17 protein-coding genes are annotated in these 20922 nt (G+C 65.1%); 6 read left to right on the top strand and 11 right to left on the bottom strand.

The features are described 5' to 3' along the window. Positions 1–60 precede the first annotated feature (60 nt). The 10 genes from M6E97_RS28055 to lptD form a co-directional block, all read right to left on the bottom strand. Positions 61–1614, bottom strand: a complete 1554-nt coding sequence (locus tag M6E97_RS28055) for a SpoVR family protein (RefSeq protein ID WP_003085073.1) — start codon at positions 1612–1614, stop codon at positions 61–63. Beyond that, entirely contained in the window at positions 1611–2882 is a 1272-nt protein-coding gene (locus tag M6E97_RS28060; protein ID WP_003099579.1) for a YeaH/YhbH family protein, read from the bottom strand. Before M6E97_RS28060 ends, M6E97_RS28055 begins: the two co-directional genes overlap by 4 nt. 100 nt (positions 2883–2982) lie before the next feature. Next, complete coding sequence (locus M6E97_RS28065; protein ID WP_003085078.1) at positions 2983–4905, bottom strand: PrkA family serine protein kinase; 1923 nt, start codon at positions 4903–4905, stop codon at positions 2983–2985. Positions 4906–5183: 278 nt separating this feature from the next. Further along, positions 5184–5516, bottom strand: a complete 333-nt coding sequence (gene glpE / locus M6E97_RS28070; RefSeq protein ID WP_003099577.1) for a thiosulfate sulfurtransferase GlpE — start codon at positions 5514–5516, stop codon at positions 5184–5186. A 43-nt stretch (positions 5517–5559) separates the two neighbouring features. After that, entirely contained in the window at positions 5560–6411 is an 852-nt protein-coding gene (locus M6E97_RS28075; RefSeq protein WP_003099572.1) for a symmetrical bis(5'-nucleosyl)-tetraphosphatase, read from the bottom strand. Continuing rightward, positions 6411–6791 carry a Co2+/Mg2+ efflux protein ApaG gene (apaG, locus tag M6E97_RS28080; protein ID WP_003085085.1) on the bottom strand — a complete coding sequence of 127 codons (381 nt, stop codon included), beginning with the start codon at positions 6789–6791 and terminating at the stop codon, positions 6411–6413. The genes M6E97_RS28075 and apaG overlap by 1 nt, the downstream gene beginning before the upstream one ends. Positions 6792–6827: 36 nt before the next feature. After that, positions 6828–7634, bottom strand: a complete 807-nt coding sequence (gene rsmA / locus M6E97_RS28085; protein ID WP_003085087.1) for a 16S rRNA (adenine(1518)-N(6)/adenine(1519)-N(6))-dimethyltransferase RsmA — start codon at positions 7632–7634, stop codon at positions 6828–6830. Positions 7635–7749: 115 nt separating this feature from the next. Next, positions 7750–8736, bottom strand: coding sequence for a 4-hydroxythreonine-4-phosphate dehydrogenase PdxA (gene pdxA, locus M6E97_RS28090; RefSeq protein ID WP_003129197.1), 987 nt, complete (start codon positions 8734–8736; stop codon positions 7750–7752). Next, a complete protein-coding gene (locus M6E97_RS28095; protein ID WP_003129198.1) occupies positions 8733–10025 on the bottom strand; it encodes a peptidylprolyl isomerase in 1293 nt (430 codons plus the stop codon). The genes pdxA and M6E97_RS28095 overlap by 4 nt, the downstream gene beginning before the upstream one ends. Continuing rightward, complete coding sequence (gene lptD / locus M6E97_RS28100) at positions 10006–12807, bottom strand: LPS-assembly protein LptD (RefSeq protein ID WP_034005247.1); 2802 nt, start codon at positions 12805–12807, stop codon at positions 10006–10008. The genes M6E97_RS28095 and lptD overlap by 20 nt, the downstream gene beginning before the upstream one ends. 126 nt (positions 12808–12933) lie before the next feature. On the opposite strand from lptD, the gene M6E97_RS28105 reads away from it, so the two are divergent. Genes M6E97_RS28105 through M6E97_RS28115 form a run of 3 tightly spaced genes read left to right on the top strand, consistent with a single transcriptional unit; the run spans position 12934 to position 15381 of the window. Then, positions 12934–13950 carry an aminoglycoside phosphotransferase family protein gene (locus M6E97_RS28105; protein WP_003137370.1) on the top strand — a complete coding sequence of 339 codons (1017 nt, stop codon included), beginning with the start codon at positions 12934–12936 and terminating at the stop codon, positions 13948–13950. Next, positions 13947–14621 carry an N-acetylmuramate alpha-1-phosphate uridylyltransferase MurU gene (murU, locus tag M6E97_RS28110; protein WP_003085095.1) on the top strand — a complete coding sequence of 225 codons (675 nt, stop codon included), beginning with the start codon at positions 13947–13949 and terminating at the stop codon, positions 14619–14621. Before M6E97_RS28105 ends, murU begins: the two co-directional genes overlap by 4 nt. Before the next feature lies 1 nt (position 14622). Continuing rightward, positions 14623–15381 (top strand): DnaJ domain-containing protein, encoded by a 759-nt coding sequence (locus tag M6E97_RS28115; RefSeq protein ID WP_003085097.1) that lies wholly within the window; start codon positions 14623–14625, stop codon positions 15379–15381. On the opposite strand, the gene M6E97_RS28120 is transcribed toward M6E97_RS28115, so the two are convergent. Then, the gene (locus M6E97_RS28120; RefSeq protein ID WP_003137371.1) at positions 15382–16443 is read right to left on the bottom strand and encodes an alpha/beta hydrolase family protein; all 1062 of its coding nucleotides are present in this window, start codon (positions 16441–16443) and stop codon (positions 15382–15384) included. Between the two features lie 151 nt (positions 16444–16594). On the opposite strand from M6E97_RS28120, the gene M6E97_RS28125 reads away from it, so the two are divergent. From M6E97_RS28125 to M6E97_RS28135, 3 genes are all read left to right on the top strand, one after another. Next, the gene (locus M6E97_RS28125) at positions 16595–18988 is read left to right on the top strand and encodes a PAS domain-containing sensor histidine kinase (protein WP_023098434.1); all 2394 of its coding nucleotides are present in this window, start codon (positions 16595–16597) and stop codon (positions 18986–18988) included. Between the two features lie 45 nt (positions 18989–19033). Then, positions 19034–19666: a response regulator transcription factor gene (locus M6E97_RS28130; RefSeq protein ID WP_003085103.1), complete on the top strand. Its 633-nt coding sequence runs from the start codon at positions 19034–19036 to the stop codon at positions 19664–19666. Between the two features lie 128 nt (positions 19667–19794). Continuing rightward, entirely contained in the window at positions 19795–20829 is a 1035-nt protein-coding gene (locus tag M6E97_RS28135) for a polyamine ABC transporter substrate-binding protein (protein ID WP_023095151.1), read from the top strand. Positions 20830–20922 lie beyond the last annotated feature (93 nt).

The following is a 20922-nucleotide window of genomic DNA, read 5'->3' on the forward strand; positions in this document are numbered from 1 at the left end:
CTGTGGGTGGCCCCGACCGTGCCGGCATGCTGGCCGGCGGTCGGGGCGGACGTCAACCGATCAAATGGGCGGGATGATCAGGTCCAAACGCGGGTAGCCTTCCTCGCCCTCGCTGGCGCCCTTGGGCGGCATGTGGTGGGTCTGCACGAGCTGGTCGCCCTGCAGGGTCTCCAGGTGGATATCGAAGCCCCACAAGCGATGCAGGTGCTTGAGCACGTCGGCGGTGGAGTCGCTCAGCGGCTGGCGGTCGAACTGCTGGTGGCGCAGGGTCAGCGAGCGGTCGCCGCGACGGTCGACGTTCCAGATCTGGATGTTCGGCTCGCGGTTGCCGAGGTTGTACTGCGCCGCCAGGGTCTCGCGGATGGTGCGGTAGCCGGCTTCGTCGTGGATCGCCGCGACCAGCAGGTCGTCCTTCTGGTCGTCGTCGAGAATGCTGAACAGCTTCAGGTCGCGAATCACCTTGGGCGAGAGGAACTGCAGGATGAAGCTTTCGTCCTTGAAGCTCTTCATGGCGAACTTCAGCGTGGCCAGCCAGTCGCTGCCGGCGATATCCGGGAACCAGCGGCGGTCCTCGTCGGTGGGATCCTCGCAGATGCGGCGGATGTCGCGGTACATGGCGAAGCCCAGGGCGTAGGGGTTGATGCCGCTGTAGTAGGGGCTGTCGAAGGACGGCTGGTAGACCACGCTGGTGTGGTATTGCAGGAACTCCATCATGAAGCCGTCGTTGACCAGGCCTTCGTCGTAGAGATCGTTGAGCAGCGTGTAGTGCCAGAAGGTCGCCCAGCCTTCGTTCATCACCTGGGTCTGGCGTTGCGGGTAGAAATACTGGGCGATCTTGCGCACGATGCGGATCACCTCACGCTGCCAGGGCTCCAGCAGCGGCGCGTTCTTCTCGATGAAGTAGAGGATGTTCTCCTGCGGCTCGCTCGGATAGCGCGCCATGGATTGTTCCTTGTCCTTGCCGCCGACGCGCGGGATGGTCCGCCAGAGGTCGTTGACCTGGCGCTGGATCAGTTCCTCGCGCTCCTTCTGCCGCTGCCGCTCCTCTTCCGCGGAAATCGGGTAGGGCCGCTTGTAGCGGTCGACACCGTAGTTCATCAGGGCGTGGCAGGAGTCGAGCAGGTCTTCCACCGCGTCGATCCCGTAGCGCTCCTCGCACTGCATGATGTACTGCTTGGCGAACACCAGGTAATCGATGATCGAACTGGCATCGGTCCAGGTGCGGAACAGGTAGTTGCCCTTGAAGAAACTGTTGTGCCCGTAGCAGGCGTGGGCGATCACCAGCGCCTGCATGCACTGGGTGTTTTCCTCCATCAGGTAGGCGATGCAGGGGTCGGAGTTGATCACGATCTCGTAGGCCAGGCCCATCTGGCCACGCTTGTAGTTCTTTTCCGTGCTGAGGAAGTGCTTGCCGTAGGACCAGTGGTTATAGCCGATCGGCATGCCCACCGAGGCGTAGGCGTCCATCATCTGCTCGGCGGTGATCACCTCGATCTGGTTCGGATAGGTATCCAGGGCATAGCGCTCGGCGATCCTGCTGATTTCCCGGTCGTACTGCTGGATCAGCTCGAAGGTCCATTCCGAGCCGGTGGCGATGGGCTGGCGCTTGCTCATGCGACGAGCCTCCTCTGGAACAGCTCGCGGAACACCGGGTAGATGTCCGATGCCGAGACGATCTGCTGCTGGGCGAAGCTGTCTTCGAAGGCTTCGCGCACGCGCTCGTACTCGAACCACAGGGCCTGGTGTTCGCGCGGGGTGATCTCGACGTAGGTGTAGTACTGGACGAACGGCATGATCTGCTTGAGGAGGATGTCCCGGCACACCGGCGAGTCGTCGTTCCAGTTGTCGCCGTCCGAGGCCTGGGCGGCGTAGATGTTCCACTCATGGGTCGGATAACGCTCGGCCATGATCTCCTGCATCATCTTCAGCGCGCTGGAGACGATGGTGCCGCCGGTCTCGCGGGAGTAGAAGAACTCCTCCTCGTCGACCTCGCGGGCGCTGGTGTGGTGGCGGATGAACACCACTTCGATCTTCTCGTAGTTCCGCTTGAGGAACAGGTAGAGCAGGATGAAGAAGCGCTTGGCGATGTCCTTGGTCGCCTGGGTCATCGAGCCGGAGACGTCCATCAGGCAGAACATCACCGCCTTGGAGGTGGGGTTGGGCTGCTTGACCAGCAGGTTGTACTTGAGATCGAAGGTATCGAGGAACGGCACCCGGTCGATGCGCGCGCGGAGCTTGGCGATTTCCAGCTCGAGTTCCTGGATATCGCCGAGGTTGTCCGGTTCTTCGCGCTTGATCCGCTCCAGTTCCTTCAGCGCCGCGCGCAGCTTGGCCCGGCTGCCGCCGGACAGCGCGATGCGCCGCGCATGGGCCGAGCGCAGGGTGCGGACGATGTTGATGCGCGACGGGTTGCCGTCGTTGCTGATGCCGGCGCGGACGGTCTTGAAGGTGTCGGTGCCGGTGATGTGGCGCTTGACCAGGTTGGGCAGCTCCAGGTCCTCGAACATGAAGTCGAGGAATTCCTCCTGGGTGATCTGGAAGACGAAGTCGTCCATGCCTTCGCCGCTGTTGCTGGCCTTGCCGCCGCCGCGGCCGCCCCCGCCGCCGGATGGGCGGGCGATGTGCTCGCCGGCGGTGAATTCCTTGTTGCCGGGGTGGACGACGGTCTGCCGCCCGCCGCGGCCATGGTGCAGCACCGGTTCGTCGATATCGCGCCCGGGAATGCTGATCTGCTCGCCGTGCTCCATGTCGGTAATGGAACGCCGGCTGACGGCCTCCTCGACGGCCTTCTTGATGTGTTCACGGTAGCGCCTCAGGAAGCGCTGGCGGTTCACCGTGCTCTTGTTCTTGCCGTTCAGACGCCGGTCGATGACGTAGCTCATGAATGCTCCTCAGGGCCTGTGGCGCCCCGCCGGAGCGGAGGCGCCGAGGTCCGAATGCGACGGCGACCGGTACGGTCGCAGCGACCGTACCGATGGCAGACTACTGCGACTTGCGAACCCGCAGGTACCATTCCGACAGCAGGCGGACCTGCTTCTCGGTGTAGCCGCGCTCGACCATGCGTTTGACGAAGTCGTTGTGCTTCTGCTGGTCCTCCTTGCTGGCCTTGGCGTTGAAGCTGATGACCGGAAGCAGGTCCTCGGTGTTGGAGAACATCTTTTTCTCGATCACTACGCGCAGCTTCTCGTAGGACAGCCAGCTCGGGTTCTTGCCGTTGTTGCCGGCGCGGGCGCGCAGCACGAAGTTGACGATCTCGTTGCGGAAGTCCTTCGGGTTGCTGATGCCCGCGGGTTTCTCGATCTTCTCCAGTTCCTCGTTGAGGGCGGCGCGGTTGAGGATCTCGCCGGTTTCCGGGTCGCGGTATTCCTGGTCCTGGATCCAGAAGTCGGCGTACAGCACATAGCGGTCGAAGATGTTCTGACCGTATTCGCTGTAGGACTCCAGGTAGGCGGTCTGGATTTCCTTGCCGATGAACTCGACGTAGCGCGGCGCCAGGTATTCCTTGATGAAACGCAGGTAGCGCTCGCGGGTTTCCGGCTGGAACTGTTCCTGCTCGATCTGCTGTTCGAGGACGTAGAGCAGGTGCACCGGGTTGGCCGCTACCTCGTGCGGGTCGAAGTTGAATACCTTGGAGAGGATCTTGAAGGCGAAGCGGGTGGAAAGCCCGGCCATGCCTTCGTCGACTCCGGCCGAGTCGCGGTATTCCTGGATCGACTTGGCCTTGGGATCGGTATCTTTCAGGTTTTCGCCGTCATATACCCGCATCTTCGAGTAGATATTCGAGTTTTCCGGCTCTTTCAGCCTCGACAGCACGGAGAACTGCGAGAGCATCTTCAGGGTGTCCGGCGCGCAGTGGGCATGCGCCAGCGAGCTGTTGACCAGCAACTTGTCGTAGATCTTGATCTCGTCCGCCACGCGCAGGCAGTACGGCACCTTGACGATGTAGATGCGGTCGATGAAGGCCTCGTTGTTCTTGTTGTTGCGGAAGCTGTGCCATTCCGACTCGTTGGAGTGAGCCAGAATGATGCCGCTGTAGGGCAGGGCACCGAGGCCTTCGGTGCTGTTGTAGTTGCCTTCCTGGGTCGCGGTCAGCAGCGGGTGCAGGACCTTGATCGGGGCCTTGAACATCTCGACGAATTCCATCAGGCCCTGGTTGGCCCGGCAGAGGGCGCCCGAGTAGCTGTAGGCGTCCGCGTCATTCTGCGGGTATTCCTCCAGCTTGCGGATGTCGACCTTGCCGACCAGCGCGGATATGTCCTGGTTGTTCTCGTCGCCGGGCTCGGTCTTGGCGATGGCGATCTGGTTGAGGATCGAGGGGTACAGCTTGACCACGCGGAACTGGCTGATGTCGCCGCCGAACTCGTTGAGGCGCTTGGTTGCCCAGGGCGACATGATCGAGCGCAGGTAGCGCCTCGGGATGCCGTAGTCCTCCTCGAGGATGGCGCCGTCTTCGTCGGGGTTGAACAAGCCCAGCGGCGACTCGAAGACCGGCGAGCCCTTGATCGCGTAGAAGGGCACCTTCTCCATCAGTTGCTTGAGTTTTTCCGCCAGGGAGGATTTACCGCCGCCGACCGGGCCGAGCAGGTAAAGGATCTGCTTCTTCTCCTCCAGGCCCTGGGCCGCGTGGCGGAAGAACGCGACGATCTGGTCGATGCATTCCTCCATGCCGTGGAAGTCGGCGAACGCCGGGTAGCGGCGAATCACCTTGTTGGAGAAGATCCGCGACAGCCTGGAGTCCACCGAGGTGTCCAGCAACTCCGGCTCGCCGATCGCCATCAGCAGGCGCTCGGCGGCGGAGGCATAGGCTGTCTTGTCTTGCTTGCAGAGGTCGAGATATTCCTGGAGGGAATATTCCTCTTGGCGGGTCGCTTCGAAGCGTTCCTGGAAGTGACTGAAAATGCTCATGACGTCTCCTCGCTCGATGCAGTGAGCCGGCGCGGGATCGGTCGTGCGGGTGCGGGGGGGCCGCCAGCCAGGCCGGCGAGAATCCCCCAGACTCCGTCGCTGCACGGTGCTTCCCTTTCCGCCAGCGCTCCTAACGGTCACAGCCGATGGCCCGGAAGCCGGTGTGCCGGCTCTCCCCTGTTTTGGATGGCCTGAGGAAAAGAATAGTTCGTTCTGGACGGAGTAAAGGAAGAAAGGCGAGAGAAGTTACAGTTTTTTTGGCGGGGTAGCGGCGCGGCCTACTCCGCTTCGCCGCTGCTGGTATCCGCGGGATAGACGCTGCGCCATAGCTCGAAGCCGCCGTCGAGGCTGTAGACGTCGCTGAAGCCCTGTTGGATGAAATAGGCGGCGGCGCTCTGGCTGGAGTTGCCGTGGTAACAGACCACCACCAGCGGAGCGTCGAGGTCGGCGGCGGCGATGAAGTCCGCCACCGAGTGGTTGTCGATGTGCCGCGAGCCGCTGATATGGCCGACAGCGAAGCTCTGCGGGTCGCGGATGTCGACCACCTGGGCGCCGTTTTCGCGGAGCTGGCGGGCCTGTTCGGGGGCGATGCGCTGGAAGGTGTCGCTCATGTCGGGGTACCTGTGTACAGGGCATCCACCGGACGCCGGGGATTCATGCGGGCGTGGCGGCGGGTCTGGCCGGCGCGCGCTGTTCGGCGCAATCGCAGCTCAGGCGTTCGCCGCTGTCGACGTTCAACAGGGTCATCCGCGCGCCCCAGACGCAGCCGGTATCCAGGGCGAACAGGCCGGGCTCGTCGCAGTGGCCTTCGAGGGCCGCCCAGTGGCCGAAGATGATCTTCTCGCCGCGAGTCTTGCGCGAAGGGAAGCTGAACCAGGGGGCGTAGCCGGGCGGCGCGGTGTCGAGGCCTTCCTTGCTCTTCAGGTCGAGCTTGCCATCTTCGGTGCAGAAACGCATACGGGTGAAGTAGTTGGTGATCACCCTCAGGCGGTCGATGCCATGCAGCTTCTTGTCCCACTTGGCCGGCTCGTTGCCGTACATGCCGTCGAGGAACAGCGGCAGGCGCTGGTCGTCGCGCAATGCTTGCTCCACCTCGGCTGCGCGCAGGCGGGCTTTTTCCAGGCTCCACTGCGGGGGGATGCCGGCATGCACCAGGGCGACCTTGCGTTGTTCGTCGTAGTGCAGCAGCGGCAGGCGACGCAGCCAGTCGAGCAGTGGCTCGCGGTCCGGCGCCTCGAGGATTTCCCGCAGCGTGTCGGACTTCTTCAGGCGCTCGGACTTGTGCGCCACCGCCAGCAGGTGCAGGTCGTGGTTGCCCAGGACGCTGACCACCGACTCGCGCATGGCATAGAGGAAGCGCAGCGTCTCCAGGGACTGCGGGCCGCGGTTGACCAGGTCGCCGACCAGCCACAGGCGGTCCTTGGTCGGGTCGAAGGCGACGCGCTCCAGCAGGCATTTCAGGGGATCCAGGCAACCCTGCAGGTCGCCTACCGCGTAGACCGCCATCAGTGCAGCGCTCCCGGTACGGCCAGGCGAAACACCGGGATCGCGGCGTCGAAGGCGATTCCGTCGCTGCCGAGCATCTGATAGCTGCCGCGCATGCTGCCGACCCGGGTCGCCAGCACCGTGCCGCTGGTGTAGGTGTGTTGCGCGCCGGGGGCGATCAGCGGTTGCTCGCCGACCACGCCGGCGCCGCGAACTTCCTGGGTACGGCCGTCGCCGTCGGTGATGATCCAGTGGCGCGACAGCAGTTGGGCCGGAACCTCGCCCTGATTCTCGATGGTCACCGTGTAGGCGAAGGCGAAACGGTTCTGCTCCGGGGCGGACTGTTCCGGAAGGTAGCGGGTGTCGACCCTGACGTTGACCTGGTGCTGGGTATCGCTCATACGGCTTGCCTGATTCCTGACGAGTGTCTCACCAGACTAACGATTGCCTGGCAGCTCGGCCAGCCGGTTGGCCAGGCGGACGAATGCGGCCAGGTCGAGTTGTTCGGGACGAAGGGTCGGATCGACCTCTGCGGCCTCGATGTCCTCGACGCTCAGGAGAGGCTTGAGGGTGTTGCGCAGGGTCTTGCGGCGCTGGTTGAAGGCCTCGCGGACCACCCGTTCGAGCAGTTTCGGGTCGCGTGCCGGATGGGGCGGCTCGGCGAAGGGGGTGAGACGGACGATGGCCGAGTCGACCTTGGGCGGCGGGTTGAACGCGCCGGGGCCGACGTTGAACAGGTGCTCCACCCGACAGTGATACTGGACCATGATCGAGAGCCGGCCCCAGTCTCCGCCGCCCGGCGTGGCCGCCAGGCGCTCGACCACTTCCTTCTGCAGCATGAAGTGCATGTCCTCGATCACCGGCGCGTGCTCCAGCAGATGGAAGATCAGTGGCGTGGAGATGTTGTAGGGCAGGTTGCCGACCACTCGCAGCTTCTCGCCGCTCTCCACCAGCGAGGTGAAATCGAACTTGAGGGCGTCGCCCTGGTGCAGGCTGAAGCGCGACTCGAGGCCGAATTTCAGCTTCAACAGGGGGATCAGGTCCTGGTCGAGCTCGATCACGTCCAGGCGTGCGCCGCTGCCCAGCAGTCCCTCGGTCAGGGCGCCCTGGCCCGGGCCGATCTCCAGCAGGCGCTGACCCTCGCGGGCATGGATGGCACGGAGGATGCGGTGAATCACCCCGGCATCGTGCAGGAAGTTCTGGCCGAAGCGCTTGCGCGCGCGGTGTTGGTAAAGCTCGGACATTGGAAACGGTTCCAGGCTGCGGGCCCCAGGCCAAGGCGGGAGGCGCGGATGCGAAAGGGCGCCATTTTAACAGCGAAGCGTCGGGCCGGCAGGGCTAAACGATGGCCGACCGCCGTCAGCAGCGGCTGGCCGCCATCTGGTAGGCGGTTTCCAGGGCGACCTGCAGGCTGCCGCTATCGATGCGGCCGCTGCCGGCCAGGTCGAGGGCGGTACCGTGGTCGACAGAGGTGCGGATGATCGGCAGGCCGAGGGTCACGTTCACGGCGGCACCGAAGCCCTTGTACTTGAGCACGGGGAGGCCCTGGTCGTGGTACATCGCCAGCACCGCGTCGCAATGCTCCAGGTGCTTGGGGGTGAAGAGGGTGTCGGCCGGCAGCGGGCCGATCAGGTCGAGGCCTTCGCCACGCAGGCGCTCGAGGCAGGGTTCGATCACCTCGATCTCTTCCCGGCCCAGGTGACCGCCTTCGCCGGCGTGCGGGTTGAGTCCGCAGACCAGGATGCGCGGATGGGCGATGCCGAACTTGTCGCGCAGGTCGGCGTGGAGGATGCGCGCGACCCGGGACAGGCGCTCGTCGCTAATGGCGTCGGCGACCTCGCGCAGCGGCAGGTGGGTGGTCGCCAGGGCCACGCGCAGGCCGCGAGTGGCCAGCATCATCACCACCTGGGCGGTGTGGGTGAGGTCGGCGAGGAATTCGGTATGGCCGGAAAAGGGGATTCCGGCTTCGTTGATCACGCCCTTGTGTACCGGTGCGGTGATCATCCCGGCGAAGTGCCCGTCGAGGCAGCCCTGAGCGGCGTGGGTCAGGGTTTCCAGGACGTAGGCGGCGTTGGCGCGGTCCAATTGCCCGGGGCGGACCGGGGCGGCCAGCGGCGTATCCCATACGTACAGTTGGCCGGCCTTGGCCGGTCGCTCTGGCCAGGCGGCCGGGGAAACGTCCTTAAGGTCGATCGCCAGGCCCAGTTGGCCGGCGCGCTCTTGCAGGAGCGTGCGGCTGGCGATGGCGATCAGGGGGTGGGGCTGGGCGGAGCGGGCGAGCAGCAGGCACAGATCGGGTCCGATACCTGCCGGCTCGCCGGGAGTGAGCGCGAAGCGCAGGCTCACTGCTTGATTTCCACGTAGGCCTCGTCGCGGATCTGCCGCAGCCAGGCTTGCAGTTCCTCGTCGTACTTGCGGTTGCGCAGAACGCTTACCGCCTGCTGCTCGCGGAACTTCTCGCTGCTGTCGGTGGCGCGACGGCCGAGGACCTGCAGGATGTGCCAGCCGAACTGCGAGCGGAACGGCTTGGACAGCTCGCCCTGCGGGGTATCGTTCATCACCTGGCGGAACTCGGGCACCAGGGCTTCCGGGTCGATCCAGTTCAGGTCGCCGCCGTTGAGGGCGGAACCCGGATCTTCGGAGAAGCTCTTCGCCAGTTCGCCGAAGTCCTCCCCGGACTGGATGCGCTCGTACAGCTTCTGCGCCAGCTTCTCGGTCTCCGCTTCGCTGCGGATTTCGCTGGGCTTGAGCAGGATATGGCGGACATGCACCTCGTCACGGACCATCTTGCTGCCGCCGCGCTTCTCTTCCAGCTTGAGGATGATGAAGCCGCCGGGGGTGCGGACAGGCTCGGTGACGTCGCCGACGGCCAGGGAGCCGATCATGCTGTCGAACGGCTGCGGCAACTGGGCGGCCTTGCGCCAGCCGATCTCGCCGCCTTCCAGGGCGTTGTCGCCGGCCGAGCGGGAAATCGCCAGTTGGCCGAAGTCGGCGCCCTGCTTGAGCTGCTGGTAGAGCTCCTGGGCCTGCTTTGCGGCGGCCTGGATCACGTCCGAGGACGCGGCTTCCGGCACCGGGATCAGGATATTGGCCAGGCGGTACTCTTCGGAAAGCTGGATCTTGCCCATGTCCGAGGCAAGGAAGTTCTTCACCTCCTGCTCGCTGACCTGGATGCGCTCGGCGACCCGGCGCTGGCGCACACGGCTGATCACCATCTCGCGACGGACCTGCTCGCGGGCGTCGGCGTAGGACAGGCCGTCGCGGGTGAGGGCGGCCTGGAACTGCTCCAGGCTCATGCCGTTGCGCTGGGCGATGGTGCCCATCGCCTGGTTCAGCTCCTCGTCGGAGATACGGATGCCGGAGCGGTCGCCGATCTGCTGCTGGATGTTCTCGATGATCAGGCGTTCCAGCACCTGCTGGGTCAGCACGTGCTCGGGCGGCAGCGGCGCACCGCGCTTGAGCAGCGTCTGGTGCACTTCACGCAGGCGCTGGTCGAGCTGGCTCTGCATGATCACATCGTTGTCGACGATGGCGACGACCCGGTCCAGTGGTACCACTTCGGCATGCGCGAAGGAGCAAAGGAGTGCTGCGCCCAATGCAAGGGGGCGCAGCCGGTTACATAGCTTGATCTTCACGTTGACGATAACCTTGGATGCCTTTGTCGAGGAACATTTCCGTCTTGTTGCCCACGATGCCGCCGAGGCCCTTCAGGACGATCTGCAGGAAGATGCCGCGGTCGGCCTTCTCGCTCTGCACGAGGAAGGCGTCATCGTCCACATCCAGCCAGTAGCGGTTGATCAGGCGCAGCTTCCAGCAGCAGCTGTCGTATTCGAAGCCGCCGAAGGCCTCGAGTGTGCGGTTCTTGTTGTAGTCGTACTGCCAGCGGGCGAGCACGGACCACTGCGGCACCAGCGGCCAGATGACCGAGAAGTCGTGCTGCTTGATGATGTCGTTTTCGCGACCATATTCGAAGCGCCCGGTGGAGCTGTTGAAGCGACGGGAGTCTTCGCGATAGCGATAGCCCGCATTGACGACCTTGTTCGGGTTGTTTTCCGGTTGGTAGTGGAACATTGTACTGCCGGACTCGGTGCGGCTGGTGTTTGGGTTCCAATTGAAATCGGAAGTGACATTCCAGTCACGATTGAAGCGGTACAGACCGGCCAGGGCATAAGGTGACCGCCAACTGTCGGTGTCTGGTCTCTTTACTTCTGGCAGAGCTGGATCTTCCAGCCTCTTTTGTTCCAAGAGATCCAGATCTTTTTCGCTCAGGCCTGGCAACTGGACTCGGCGATCACGGAAGTAGTAGATCTGGCCGGCACTCAGTGTGGCACGTTCAAAACCGTTCGATTCGATGAAGCGAGTCGTCACGCCCAAGGACAGCTGGTTGGCGTCGCCGATGCGGTCGCGGCCTGAGAAGCGGTTCTCACGCCATAGCGAGTCGTAGCTGAATGACGGTTCGCTGGTGTCGAAGACCGGGATATTTTCCTGGTTCTTGTATGGCACGTACAGGTACATGGCGCGAGGTTCCAGGGTCTGGCGGAACTGGGTGCCTGCGAAGCTGGTGTCCCGGTCGAAGTACAGGCCGCTGTCGATCTTGACCAGTGGTAGCGAGCGGTCCTGATTGCTATCGAAGGTTTCCTGATAGACGTTGAGGGAGTTCTTGCCCTTGCTGTCCAGATCCAGATCATATTTGGTGTAGAGATACTTCAGCGTCGGCGTCAGGTACCCCCAACTACGGGTCATCGGCAGGCTGACGCCAGGCTCGAGATGCATGCGGTCGCCGGTGGCACGGGCCAGGCCTTCCAGATAAGCGTCTGGGCGCTGTCCACGGATGCTGCCGTCATCGTTGAAGTAGACATTCTCGTCGAGGTCGCGGTCGAAGCGAACGAACTCGGTGGAGTAATCCAGTTTCAGGCCGCCCGGGTTATAGGGAAGGAAGCCGTTGAAGGTGATCTGCGGCAGGCGATCATAGGGCGTAATGTCAGTGGTGGTCGCCAACTGATACGACTGTGCGTTCAGGCGTGCTGTGAAGGTATCGCCACGATAGGTTAGGGCTCCCTGCTGGTTGACGTAAGTAGTACTGCCCACCTGCAGGTCACTGTTCAGGTCCTGAAAGTAATAGGGATCGCTGATCCGCGTGTAGTCGACCTCGGCCAGCCAGCGCGAATCGAGGCCGGTGGTGTTCTTGAGGCCGTACAGCCAGCGGTCCTTGCTGTAGTCCGGGAAGTTCTCGCGGTGGTCGTCCTTGTCGTTCAGGTAGGCGGCCGTCACCATCCCTTCGCTGCTGTGGGTCAGGTAGCGGAACTCGCCTTCCAGCATCATGCCGCGCTTGGCCATGTAGCGTGGGTACAACGTGGCGTCGTAGTTCGGCGCCAGGTTGAAGTAGTACGGGGTGACCAGGGTGAAGCCGGTGTCGCTGGTGCTGCTGAAGCTCGGCGGCAGGAAGCCGGACTGGCGGCGGTCGTCGATCGGGAAATAGATGTACGGGGTGTAGAACACCGGGAAATCTTTGACCCGGAGGGTCGCGTTGGTCGCGGTGCCGAAGCCGGTGGCCGGGTTCAGCTTGACGTTGTTGCCCTTCAGGGTCCAGGCGTTGCTGCTCGGTTCGCAGCGGGTGTAGGTGCCATCCTTGAGCATGATGATGGCGTTCTCGCTGCGCTTGGCGTAGAGCGCGCTGCCGCGGGCATGGGCCTTGTGGATCACGTACTCGGCGTTGTCGACCTGGGCTTCGCCGTTGTCCAACTGGACCTGGGCGTGGTCGCCGACCACCAGCATGCCCTTGTCGCGCAGCTTGACGTTGCCGACCAGTTCGCCGCGGTTTTCCAGCTGGTGCAGGTTGGCCTCGTCGCCTTCCACCTGCATGCTGCCCTGGCGCAGGACCACGTCGCCGGCGAGGGTGGCGATCTGTTTTTCCTGCTCGTAGCGCGAAGCCTTGGCGGATACGTAGGTCGGGCTCTCGTCGCTGGGCGCGCCGTCATCCATGCCCGGACGCACCGGCTCGATGTAGGAGCCGCCGCAATAGGGGCCGATTTCCGCCAACTGGGCGGCGGTCAGTTTTTCCCGAGGAATCCAGTCGAGGTGCGAGTAGTCCGCACTGCGGGACTTCAGCGCGCGACCGCCGGACTCGGTGACCAGGCGCTGGGTCGGCTCTGCCTCGACGGTTTCGCCTCCGCTGCCGGATACACTGGTGCCCGCCGCGGCGGTGCTGACCGAGGTCGCGGTATGCGCCGGGCGCGGTGGCAGGTTGGCATTGGCGTTCTGCAGCGGGGAGCAATCCCAGCCGCCGGTGGCCGATACCTTGCAGTCGAACTGATCGGCGGCCTGTACAGTCAATGCTGCGACCGGCTGCAGAGCCAGCAGGCTGCCGGTGACCAGCAGGGGAAACTTTCTTCGAAACACGAGGGATTTCACTGCCATCTTGTTAATCCGGGCTTCCTGCGCGCCATCGGCCCGGTGGGCCGCACGCCTCTCGATGGGCTGAAAAAGATGCTGGATAATAAAGCATGACCTGCGCAACGGCTAGGGCCGTGGAGAACCCCGTAAATGTCTGATGATGCCCGTTTCCAGCAGCTGAATCGCTGGTTGGACTCTTGTTTGCCCGAGTTGTTCGTTGCCGAAGGTTGGGGGGAAGTGCCCCCCGCCGAACTGATCCCGGCCAGTAGCGACGCCAGCTTCCGTCGTTATTTCCGCTGGCAGGGAGGGGACCGCAGCCTGGTGGTGATGGACGCGCCGCCGCCCCAGGAAGACTGCCGACCGTTCGTCAAGGTCGCCGGACTGCTCGCCGGAGCCGGCGTGCATGTGCCGAGGATTCTCGCCCAGGATCTGGAGAACGGTTTCCTGCTGCTCAGTGACCTGGGCCGGCAGACCTACCTCGACGTGCTTCATCCCGGAAATGCCGACGAGCTGTTCGAACCGGCCCTGGATGCGCTGATCGCCTTCCAGAAGGTCGATGTCGCCGGTGTCCTGCCTGCCTACGACGAAGCGGTGCTGCGCCGCGAGCTGCAGCTGTTCCCCGACTGGTACCTGGCCCGCCACCTCGGCGTGGAGCTGGAGGGCGAGACGCTGGCCCGCTGGCAGCGGATCTGCGACCTGCTGGTACGCAGCGCGCTGGAGCAGCCGCGGGTGTTCGTCCATCGCGACTATATGCCGCGCAACCTGATGCTCAGCGAGCCGAACCCGGGCGTCCTCGACTTCCAGGACGCCCTGCACGGCCCGGTCACCTATGATGTCACCTGCCTGTACAAGGACGCCTTCGTCAGTTGGCCGGAGCCGCGCGTGCATGCCGCGCTGAGTCGTTACTGGAAGAAGGCGACCTGGGCCGGCATCCCGCTGCCGCCAAGCTTCGAGGACTTCCTCCGCGCCAGCGACCTGATGGGCGTGCAGCGCCACCTGAAGGTGATTGGCATCTTCGCCCGTATCTGTCACCGCGACGGCAAGCCGCGCTACCTGGGTGACGTGCCACGCTTCTTCCGTTATCTGGAAACCGCCGTGGCGCGCCGTCCCGAGCTGGCCGAACTGGGCGAGCTGCTGGCCTCGCTGCCGCAGGGAGCCGAGGCATGAAGGCGATGATCCTCGCCGCCGGGCGTGGCGAGCGCATGCGGCCGACCACCCTGCACACGCCCAAGCCGCTGATCGAGGCCGCCGGCGTGCCATTGATCGAGCGTCAGTTGCTGGCGCTGCGCCAGGCCGGAGTCGACGACTGGGTGATCAACCATGCCTGGCTTGGCGAGCAGATCGAGGCCTATCTCGGCGACGGCTCGCGCCTGGGCGGGCGGATCGCCTATTCACCCGAGGGAGAACCGCTGGAAACCGGCGGTGGAATCTTCCGCGCCCTGCCGTTGCTCGGCGAGCAGCCGTTCCTGTTGCTCAACGGCGATGTCTGGAGCGACTTCGACTACTCTCGGCTGCATCTTGCCGACGGCGACCTGGCGCATCTGGTGCTGGTCGACAACCCGGCGCACCATCCCGCCGGCGATTTCCACCTGGATGCCGGCGGACGGGTGGGCGAGACCCGCGAAGCGGGCGGCAACCTGACCTACAGCGGGATCGCCGTACTGCATCCCGCGCTGTTCGAGGGCTGCCAGCCGGGCGCCTTCAAGCTGGCGCCGCTATTGCGCAAGGCCATCGCCGCGGGGCGGGTCAGCGGCGAACACTATCGTGGGCACTGGGTCGACGTCGGTACTCACGAGCGCCTCGCGGAAGTCGAGCGATTGCTGGCGGAGCACGCCTGAGATGCTCTGGCCCGCTACGCTGATCGGAGCCGGAGCCGGCTGGGCCCTGGCCAGCATCCCCGGCGCCCTGCTCGGCGGCCTGCTGGGGCAACTGCTGGACCGCAGGTTACGCCTGGAGTCCTGGCGCGGCCTGCTGGCGCGCTTGCGCGGGCGGGCGGTGAACGATGAGGACGACCTGCTGTTCCAGTTGCTCGGCTATCTGGCCAAGAGCGGCGGGCGGGTGGAGGAAATGCATATCCGCCAGGCGCGCGAGGAGATGGCGTTGCGCAAGCTCGATAGGCGAGCCCAGCGGCGTGCCATCGCGTCCTTCGGCAAGGGCAAGGCCGGCATCGCCCATCTGCAGGAGGAGGTCGCGCGTCTGAAAGGCGAACGTGCGGAGGCAGTATTGCTCGCCTGCTGGCGGATGGCCTGGGCTGGCGGCGTGCTCAGCCAGTCGGCGCGACAACTGGTGTTGCAATGGGGGCGCTGGCTGGGTTGGTCGGCGGAGCGAACGGAACGCTTGTCGGCGCGGGTCATGCCGAAGCGGACGCGCGCTGTCGCCCGGGATAGCTACCGTGAGGCCCTGCTGCTGCTCGGCGTGGAGGCCGGAAGCGAGCCGGCGCTGATCAAACGCGCCTATCGCAAGCTGATCAGCCAGCATCATCCGGACAAACTGGCGGGAGCCGGCGCCAGCGTCGAGCGCGTGCGTGCGGCTACCGAGAAAACCCGTGAATTGCAGGCGGCCTACGCCCTGGTCCGAGAGCGTGAGGGGTTCCGCTGATCACTCCGCAGGTTTCTGCGCATCGGCCTGCAGGTGAAGACTGAGCCAGCCGCGGATTCGTCGGTACAGTTGCTCCTGCTCCGCCTTGGGGTCGGCCGGTAGCGCCTGCATCGCGATTTGTACGTAGGCCGGGTGTTTCTGCCGCTTGCCGGCCTGCATGCGCAGCCTGGCCGCCTCGCGGTCGGCGCGGGCGTCGCGGTAATAGAAGTCGCCGGTCGCCAGTTTCAGCTTCGGCACCATATCTTCCAGCGCCGGGCGAAAATCGCGCGGTACCTCCGCGGCAACCAGCAGCAGGTTGTGGATTTCCGCAGGCTCCTTCTCCGCCAGGTAGCGTGCCGCCCAATAGGCGCCCGTGCCATGACCGAGCAGGACGACGCTTTTCGGTTCGTGCTGCAGGGCCAGGTCGATGCTCGCCTGCAGGCGCGCCATGACCCGTTCGGCGTGCGCCTTGCGCTGCTCGACCGGATCGATGGCTGGGGGAGGGGCCTGGTCCTCGCTCTGCGCCGGTTCGCCGCTGCCGGCTTCGGCGGTGCTTTCCGGCGCCGGCGCGTTGCCGCTTTCGCCTTTCACGTCAGGCTTGCTTGCGCTGTCCGCGGCGCTGGCGTCCTTGTCGGCGCTGGCGCTGGCGGCGGATTCCGCAGGGCGGGTAACCGGCGCGGTGCTCTGCGGGTCGGGCAGGGCCAGGCTCAGGGTCTGCCAGCCGGCATCCGGCAGTTTGCGCCTTAGCGGGCCGATGGCTTGCGGCCAGTCCGGACTTTCGCCATCACCGGGAACCAGGATCACTACACCTTCGGCCTCGGCGGTGTTGGCTGGCAACCAGAGGGTGAGGAAGCTTTCGTCGCCGGCCTTGAGGATCTGCTGGCCGTCCTCCGGCAACTGGCGCTCCAGCCCCTTGGCCTCGTCCTGGCTGCGCTCGCTGACCGCCGGGCGTTCCACGGGGGCCGGCGGCTGGTCCTTGGCGGCCTCCTCTTCGGCTTGAACGAAAGCCGGCGGCAGGAAAGCGGCGGCCAATAGCAGCGGCAGCAGGGCGGAGGGCTTCGGCAGTAGAGAGAAGGCCGGCATTGGAAATTCCCGATAGACAATCCAGAAGGCAGCCTAAACCCAGAGCACTTCTTTGTCAGGCCGAGCCTTCGCATGGTTCGCCGGTCGCGCTCGCGGTAAGGTATGCCCGCTTTTCCTTCCGTTGCGGTGTATTCCGTGGAGTGTCGCCGGCATGTTGCGTCGTTGCTGTCTGCTCTTCTTCTGTCTGCTGTTGAGCCTGCCCGTGCGAGCGGAGGAGTCGGTCGCCTTGCCGCTGACGGCGGAGCTACGGACCTGGCTGGCGGAGCATCGGGAATTGCGCGTCGGGGTGGTCACCGAAGCGCCCTATGCCCAGTACGACCGCCGCCTGCAACAGTATTCCGGGGCCAACGTGGAGCTGATGGGCTGGCTGGCCACGGCAATGCAGGTGACCTTGCGGTGGCAGGGCTATCCCGACCAGGCGGCGCTCGACGATGCCCTGCGCGCTGGGCGCGTGGATATCGCTCCCGGCCTCAGCCAGACCCCAGCCGGGCTGCGCTTGTGGCTGTTCTCCGATCCCTACCTGCGGGTTTCCCGGCTGGTGGTGGGGAAGCGCGATGGCAGCGGCAGCGTCGAATTGGAGCAACTGGAGCGCGATACCCGGGTTGCCGTGCGGGCCGGCAGTTCGGTAGCCGACTACCTCAGCAGCACCTATAGCGGCCTGCAATGGGTGTCGGCCGATTCCGAACGCGAGGTGCTGCGCGCCGTGCTCGCCGGACAGGCACGCTACGCGGTGATCGACGAAGCGCAACTCAGCCGCCTGACCCGCGAGCCGGAGTTCGCCGAGCTAGCGGTGGTTGGCGACATCGGCTATCCGCAACTGCTACGGGTGGCGACCCGCCGTGATTGGCCGGAACTGGCGATGGTGGTCGACCAGGCGTTGCGTTCGCTGCCGCGCAAGTCCCTGGACCAGTTGCACGAGCGCTGGTTGCAACCCAAGTATCCGCGCCTCGGCGAGTCGCCGGGGTTCTGGCAGAACCTGTCGATCCTCCTCGGCCTGCTGCTGGCCGGCGCGCTGGCGGCGGTGTTCCTCCAGCGGCGCCAGCAGCAGGCGCTGGAAGCCCGGCTGTACGGCGCCCGCCGCGACCTGGAGCTGCGCCAGGCGGCCGAGGAGGCGCTGCGCCTGACCCAGTTCTCCATCGACAACAGCACCCTGGGCATCCTCTGGGTCAACTGGGACAGCCGCGTACGCTACGCCAACCGCGCCGCCGAACAGATGCTCGGCCATGCCGACGGTCAACTCGTGGATCGTCCGCTGGCCGACTTCGAGCCCGGCCTGGACATGGACCGCTGGTTGAACCTGTGGCGTCGTGCGCGCAACAGCGAGGAAGGCCCGCTCAGCTTCGAGACCCGTTGCCTGCGCGCCGACGGCAGTTGGCTGCCGGCCGACGTCTCGCTTAGCTTCCTGCGCTTCGGCACGTCCGAGTACCTGGTGGTGTTCCTCAGCGACGTCACCGAGCGCCGCCGTGCCCGCGAGGCATTGCAGGAAAGCGAGGCGCGGATGAAGGGCATCGCCTCCAACGTGCCGGGCATGGTCTTCCGCCTGGAACGGCCGCGGGCCGGCGCGTTTTCCGACTTCGCCTATATCAGCGAGGGCAGCGAGGCGCTGGTCGGCTACAGCGCCCGCGAGCTGATCGAAAGCGGCCGCGGCATTCGTGGCCTGGTCCATCCCGACGACCGCGAGCGCTACTGGTCGAGCCAGATGGCTGCCCTCGACGAGAATCGCGACTGGCATTGGCAGGGCCGCATCCTCACTCGCCAGGGCGAATTGCGCTGGGCCGACATCAAGGCTTCGGCGCGCTGTTTCGAGGATGGTCGCGCGGTCTGGGACGGGGTGGTCTGGGACATCACCGCGAACAAGCAGATCGAACTCGAACTCGGCGAGTCGCGCGCCCAGCTCCGCGAGCTGTCGGCGCACCTGGAGTCGGTGCGGGAGGAGGAGAAGGCGCGTATCGCCCGCGAGGTCCATGATGAGCTGGGCCAGGTGCTGACGGTGCTGAAGCTGGAAACCTCGATGTGCGAGCTGGCCTATGCCGATGCCCAGGAGGGCCTGCGCGAACGCCTGGGCAACATGAAAAAGCTGATCGCCCAGTTGTTCCAGCTGGTGCGCGACGTGGCTACCGCACTGCGCCCGCCGATCCTCGACGCCGGAATCGGCTCGGCGGTGGAGTGGCAGGCGCGGCGCTTCGAGGCGCGCACGCAGATTCCCTGCCTGGTGGAGGTGCCGGAGAACTCGCCGCAGTTGGTCGACGCCAAGGCTATCGGCCTGTTCCGCATCCTCCAGGAGGCGTTGACCAATGTCATGCGGCATGCCGAGGCGCATACTGTGCAACTGCGTCTGCTGCGCGAGGGCGACGAGCTGTGCCTGAGCGTCAGCGACGACGGTCGCGGGTTCGATGTTGCCACGGTGGGGCGTGGCAGTTCCTTCGGCCTGGTCGGCATGCGCGAGCGGGTGCTGATGATGGGCGGTACGCTGGACATCGACAGTGCCCCCGGCGAGGGCACCACGCTCAGCGTGAGGATTCCGCTGGGCGTCGCGGGCCCGTGACAAGAACAACCGCCGGCAAGGCGGAACAGCGTGAGGCAGCAAAGAGTGGTGATCCGAGTCCTGGTCGCTGAAGACCACACGATCGTCAGGGAAGGCATCAAGCAACTGATTGGCATGGCCAAGGACCTGCAGGTGGTCGGCGAGGCCACCAATGGCGAGCAGTTGCTGGAAACCCTGCGCGGAACGCCTTGCGAGGTGGTCCTGCTGGATATCTCCATGCCCGGCGTCAATGGCCTCGAGGCGATTCCGCGGATTCGCGCGCTGAACGAGCCGCCGGCGATCCTGGTGCTGTCGATGCACGACGAGGCGCAGATGGCCGCCCGCGCCCTGAAGATAGGTGCTGCCGGCTATGCCACCAAGGACAGCGATCCGGCATTGCTGCTCACCGCGATCCGCAGGGTCGCCGGCGGCGGACGCTACATCGACCCGGACCTTGCCGATCGGATGGTCTTCGAGGTCGGCCTGACCGATTCGCGTCCGCCCCATGCGCTGCTTTCCGAGCGCGAGTTCTCGGTGTTCGAGCGGCTGGTGCAGGGCGCCAACGTCAACGAGATCGCCCAGCAACTGGCGGTCAGCAACAAGACCATCAGTACCCACAAGGCACGCCTGATGCAGAAGCTCAACGCGCATTCGGTAGCCGACCTGGTGCGCTACGCGATGGAGCACCGCCTGCTCTGACAGGGGCGTTCGCCCAGGTTTTGCTCGCGGCTTGTGCGCCAGGTCCGGTTTTCGCGATCTGCTGTCTACCTGGCTTCCGCGCGGCAGGGAATGATGCTTGCCGGCCAACACGATAAGGAGAAGAAACGATGTTGCCAGCCATGAGGACGGGCCTGTTGTGCGCCCTTCTCGGAGTTACCGCGCCCGCCTGGGCGGAATACGTGACCGTGATTTCCTTCGGCGGCGCCAACAAGGAAGCCCAGGAAACCGCGTTCTACAAACCCTTCAAGAGCGCCACCGGCAATCGCGTGGTGCATGGCTCCTACAATGGCGACCTGGGCAAGCTCAAGCGCATGGTGGAGATCAGCCACGTCTCCTGGGACGTGGTGGAAGTCGAGGCGCCGGAGCTGGCGCGCGGTTGCGAGGAAGGTCTGTTCGAGAAGCTGGACATGGCGAAGGTCGGCGATCCCGCGGATTTCGTTCCCGGCGCGGTGCAGCCCTGCGGAGTCGGCATCTTCGTCTGGACCACGCTGCTTGCCTACAACCCCGGCAAGGTTGCGGGCAGCCCGCAGGGCTGGGCGGATTTCTGGGACGTGAAGAAGTTTCCCGGCAAGCGCGGCCTGCGCTGGGGCGCCAAGTACAGCCTGGAGTTCGCCCTGATGGCCGATGGCGTGGCGCCGAAGGACGTCTACCAGACGCTGGCGACGCCCGCCGGCGTCGAGCGGGCATTCCGCAAGCTCGACGAGCTGAAGCCCTATATCCATTGGTGGAAGTCCGGGCAGGACCCTGTGCGCGACCTGGCCGATGGCACGGTGGTGATGAGTTCGGCCTACAACGGGCGGATCGCCGCGGCGCAGGCCGAGAAGCAGCGCCTGGCAATGGTCTGGAGCGGCGGCGTCTACGATTTCGACTTCTGGGCGCTGCCGGTCGGGGTTTGGAAGAAGCAGTTGGCCGAGGAGTTCATCCGTTTCGCCAGCCAGCCGGAGCAGCAGAAGGCTTTCGCCGAGAACATCGCCTACGGCCCGGCCAACCGCAAGGCGGTAGGCCTCCTCGATCCGCAAGTGGCTGCCAACCTGCCGACCGCACCGCAGAACATGCAGAACGCGGTGGGTATGAACGTGGCCTTCTGGGCGGAGCACGGCGAGGCCCTGGAGCAGCGTTTCCAGAACTGGGCCAAGCGCTGAGGAGGCCGTTGCGCGCCAGCCGGAGAGCGCTGGCGCGCAAACCTTTGCCCTTCTCGAAAGCCCCTTCCCAGAGCGGTCTGGCCCATTCCGGGG

It is taken from the genome of Pseudomonas sp. B111 (assembly GCF_026428275.1).
In the GTDB taxonomy this organism is placed as follows: Bacteria; Pseudomonadota; Gammaproteobacteria; order Pseudomonadales; family Pseudomonadaceae; genus Pseudomonas; species Pseudomonas aeruginosa.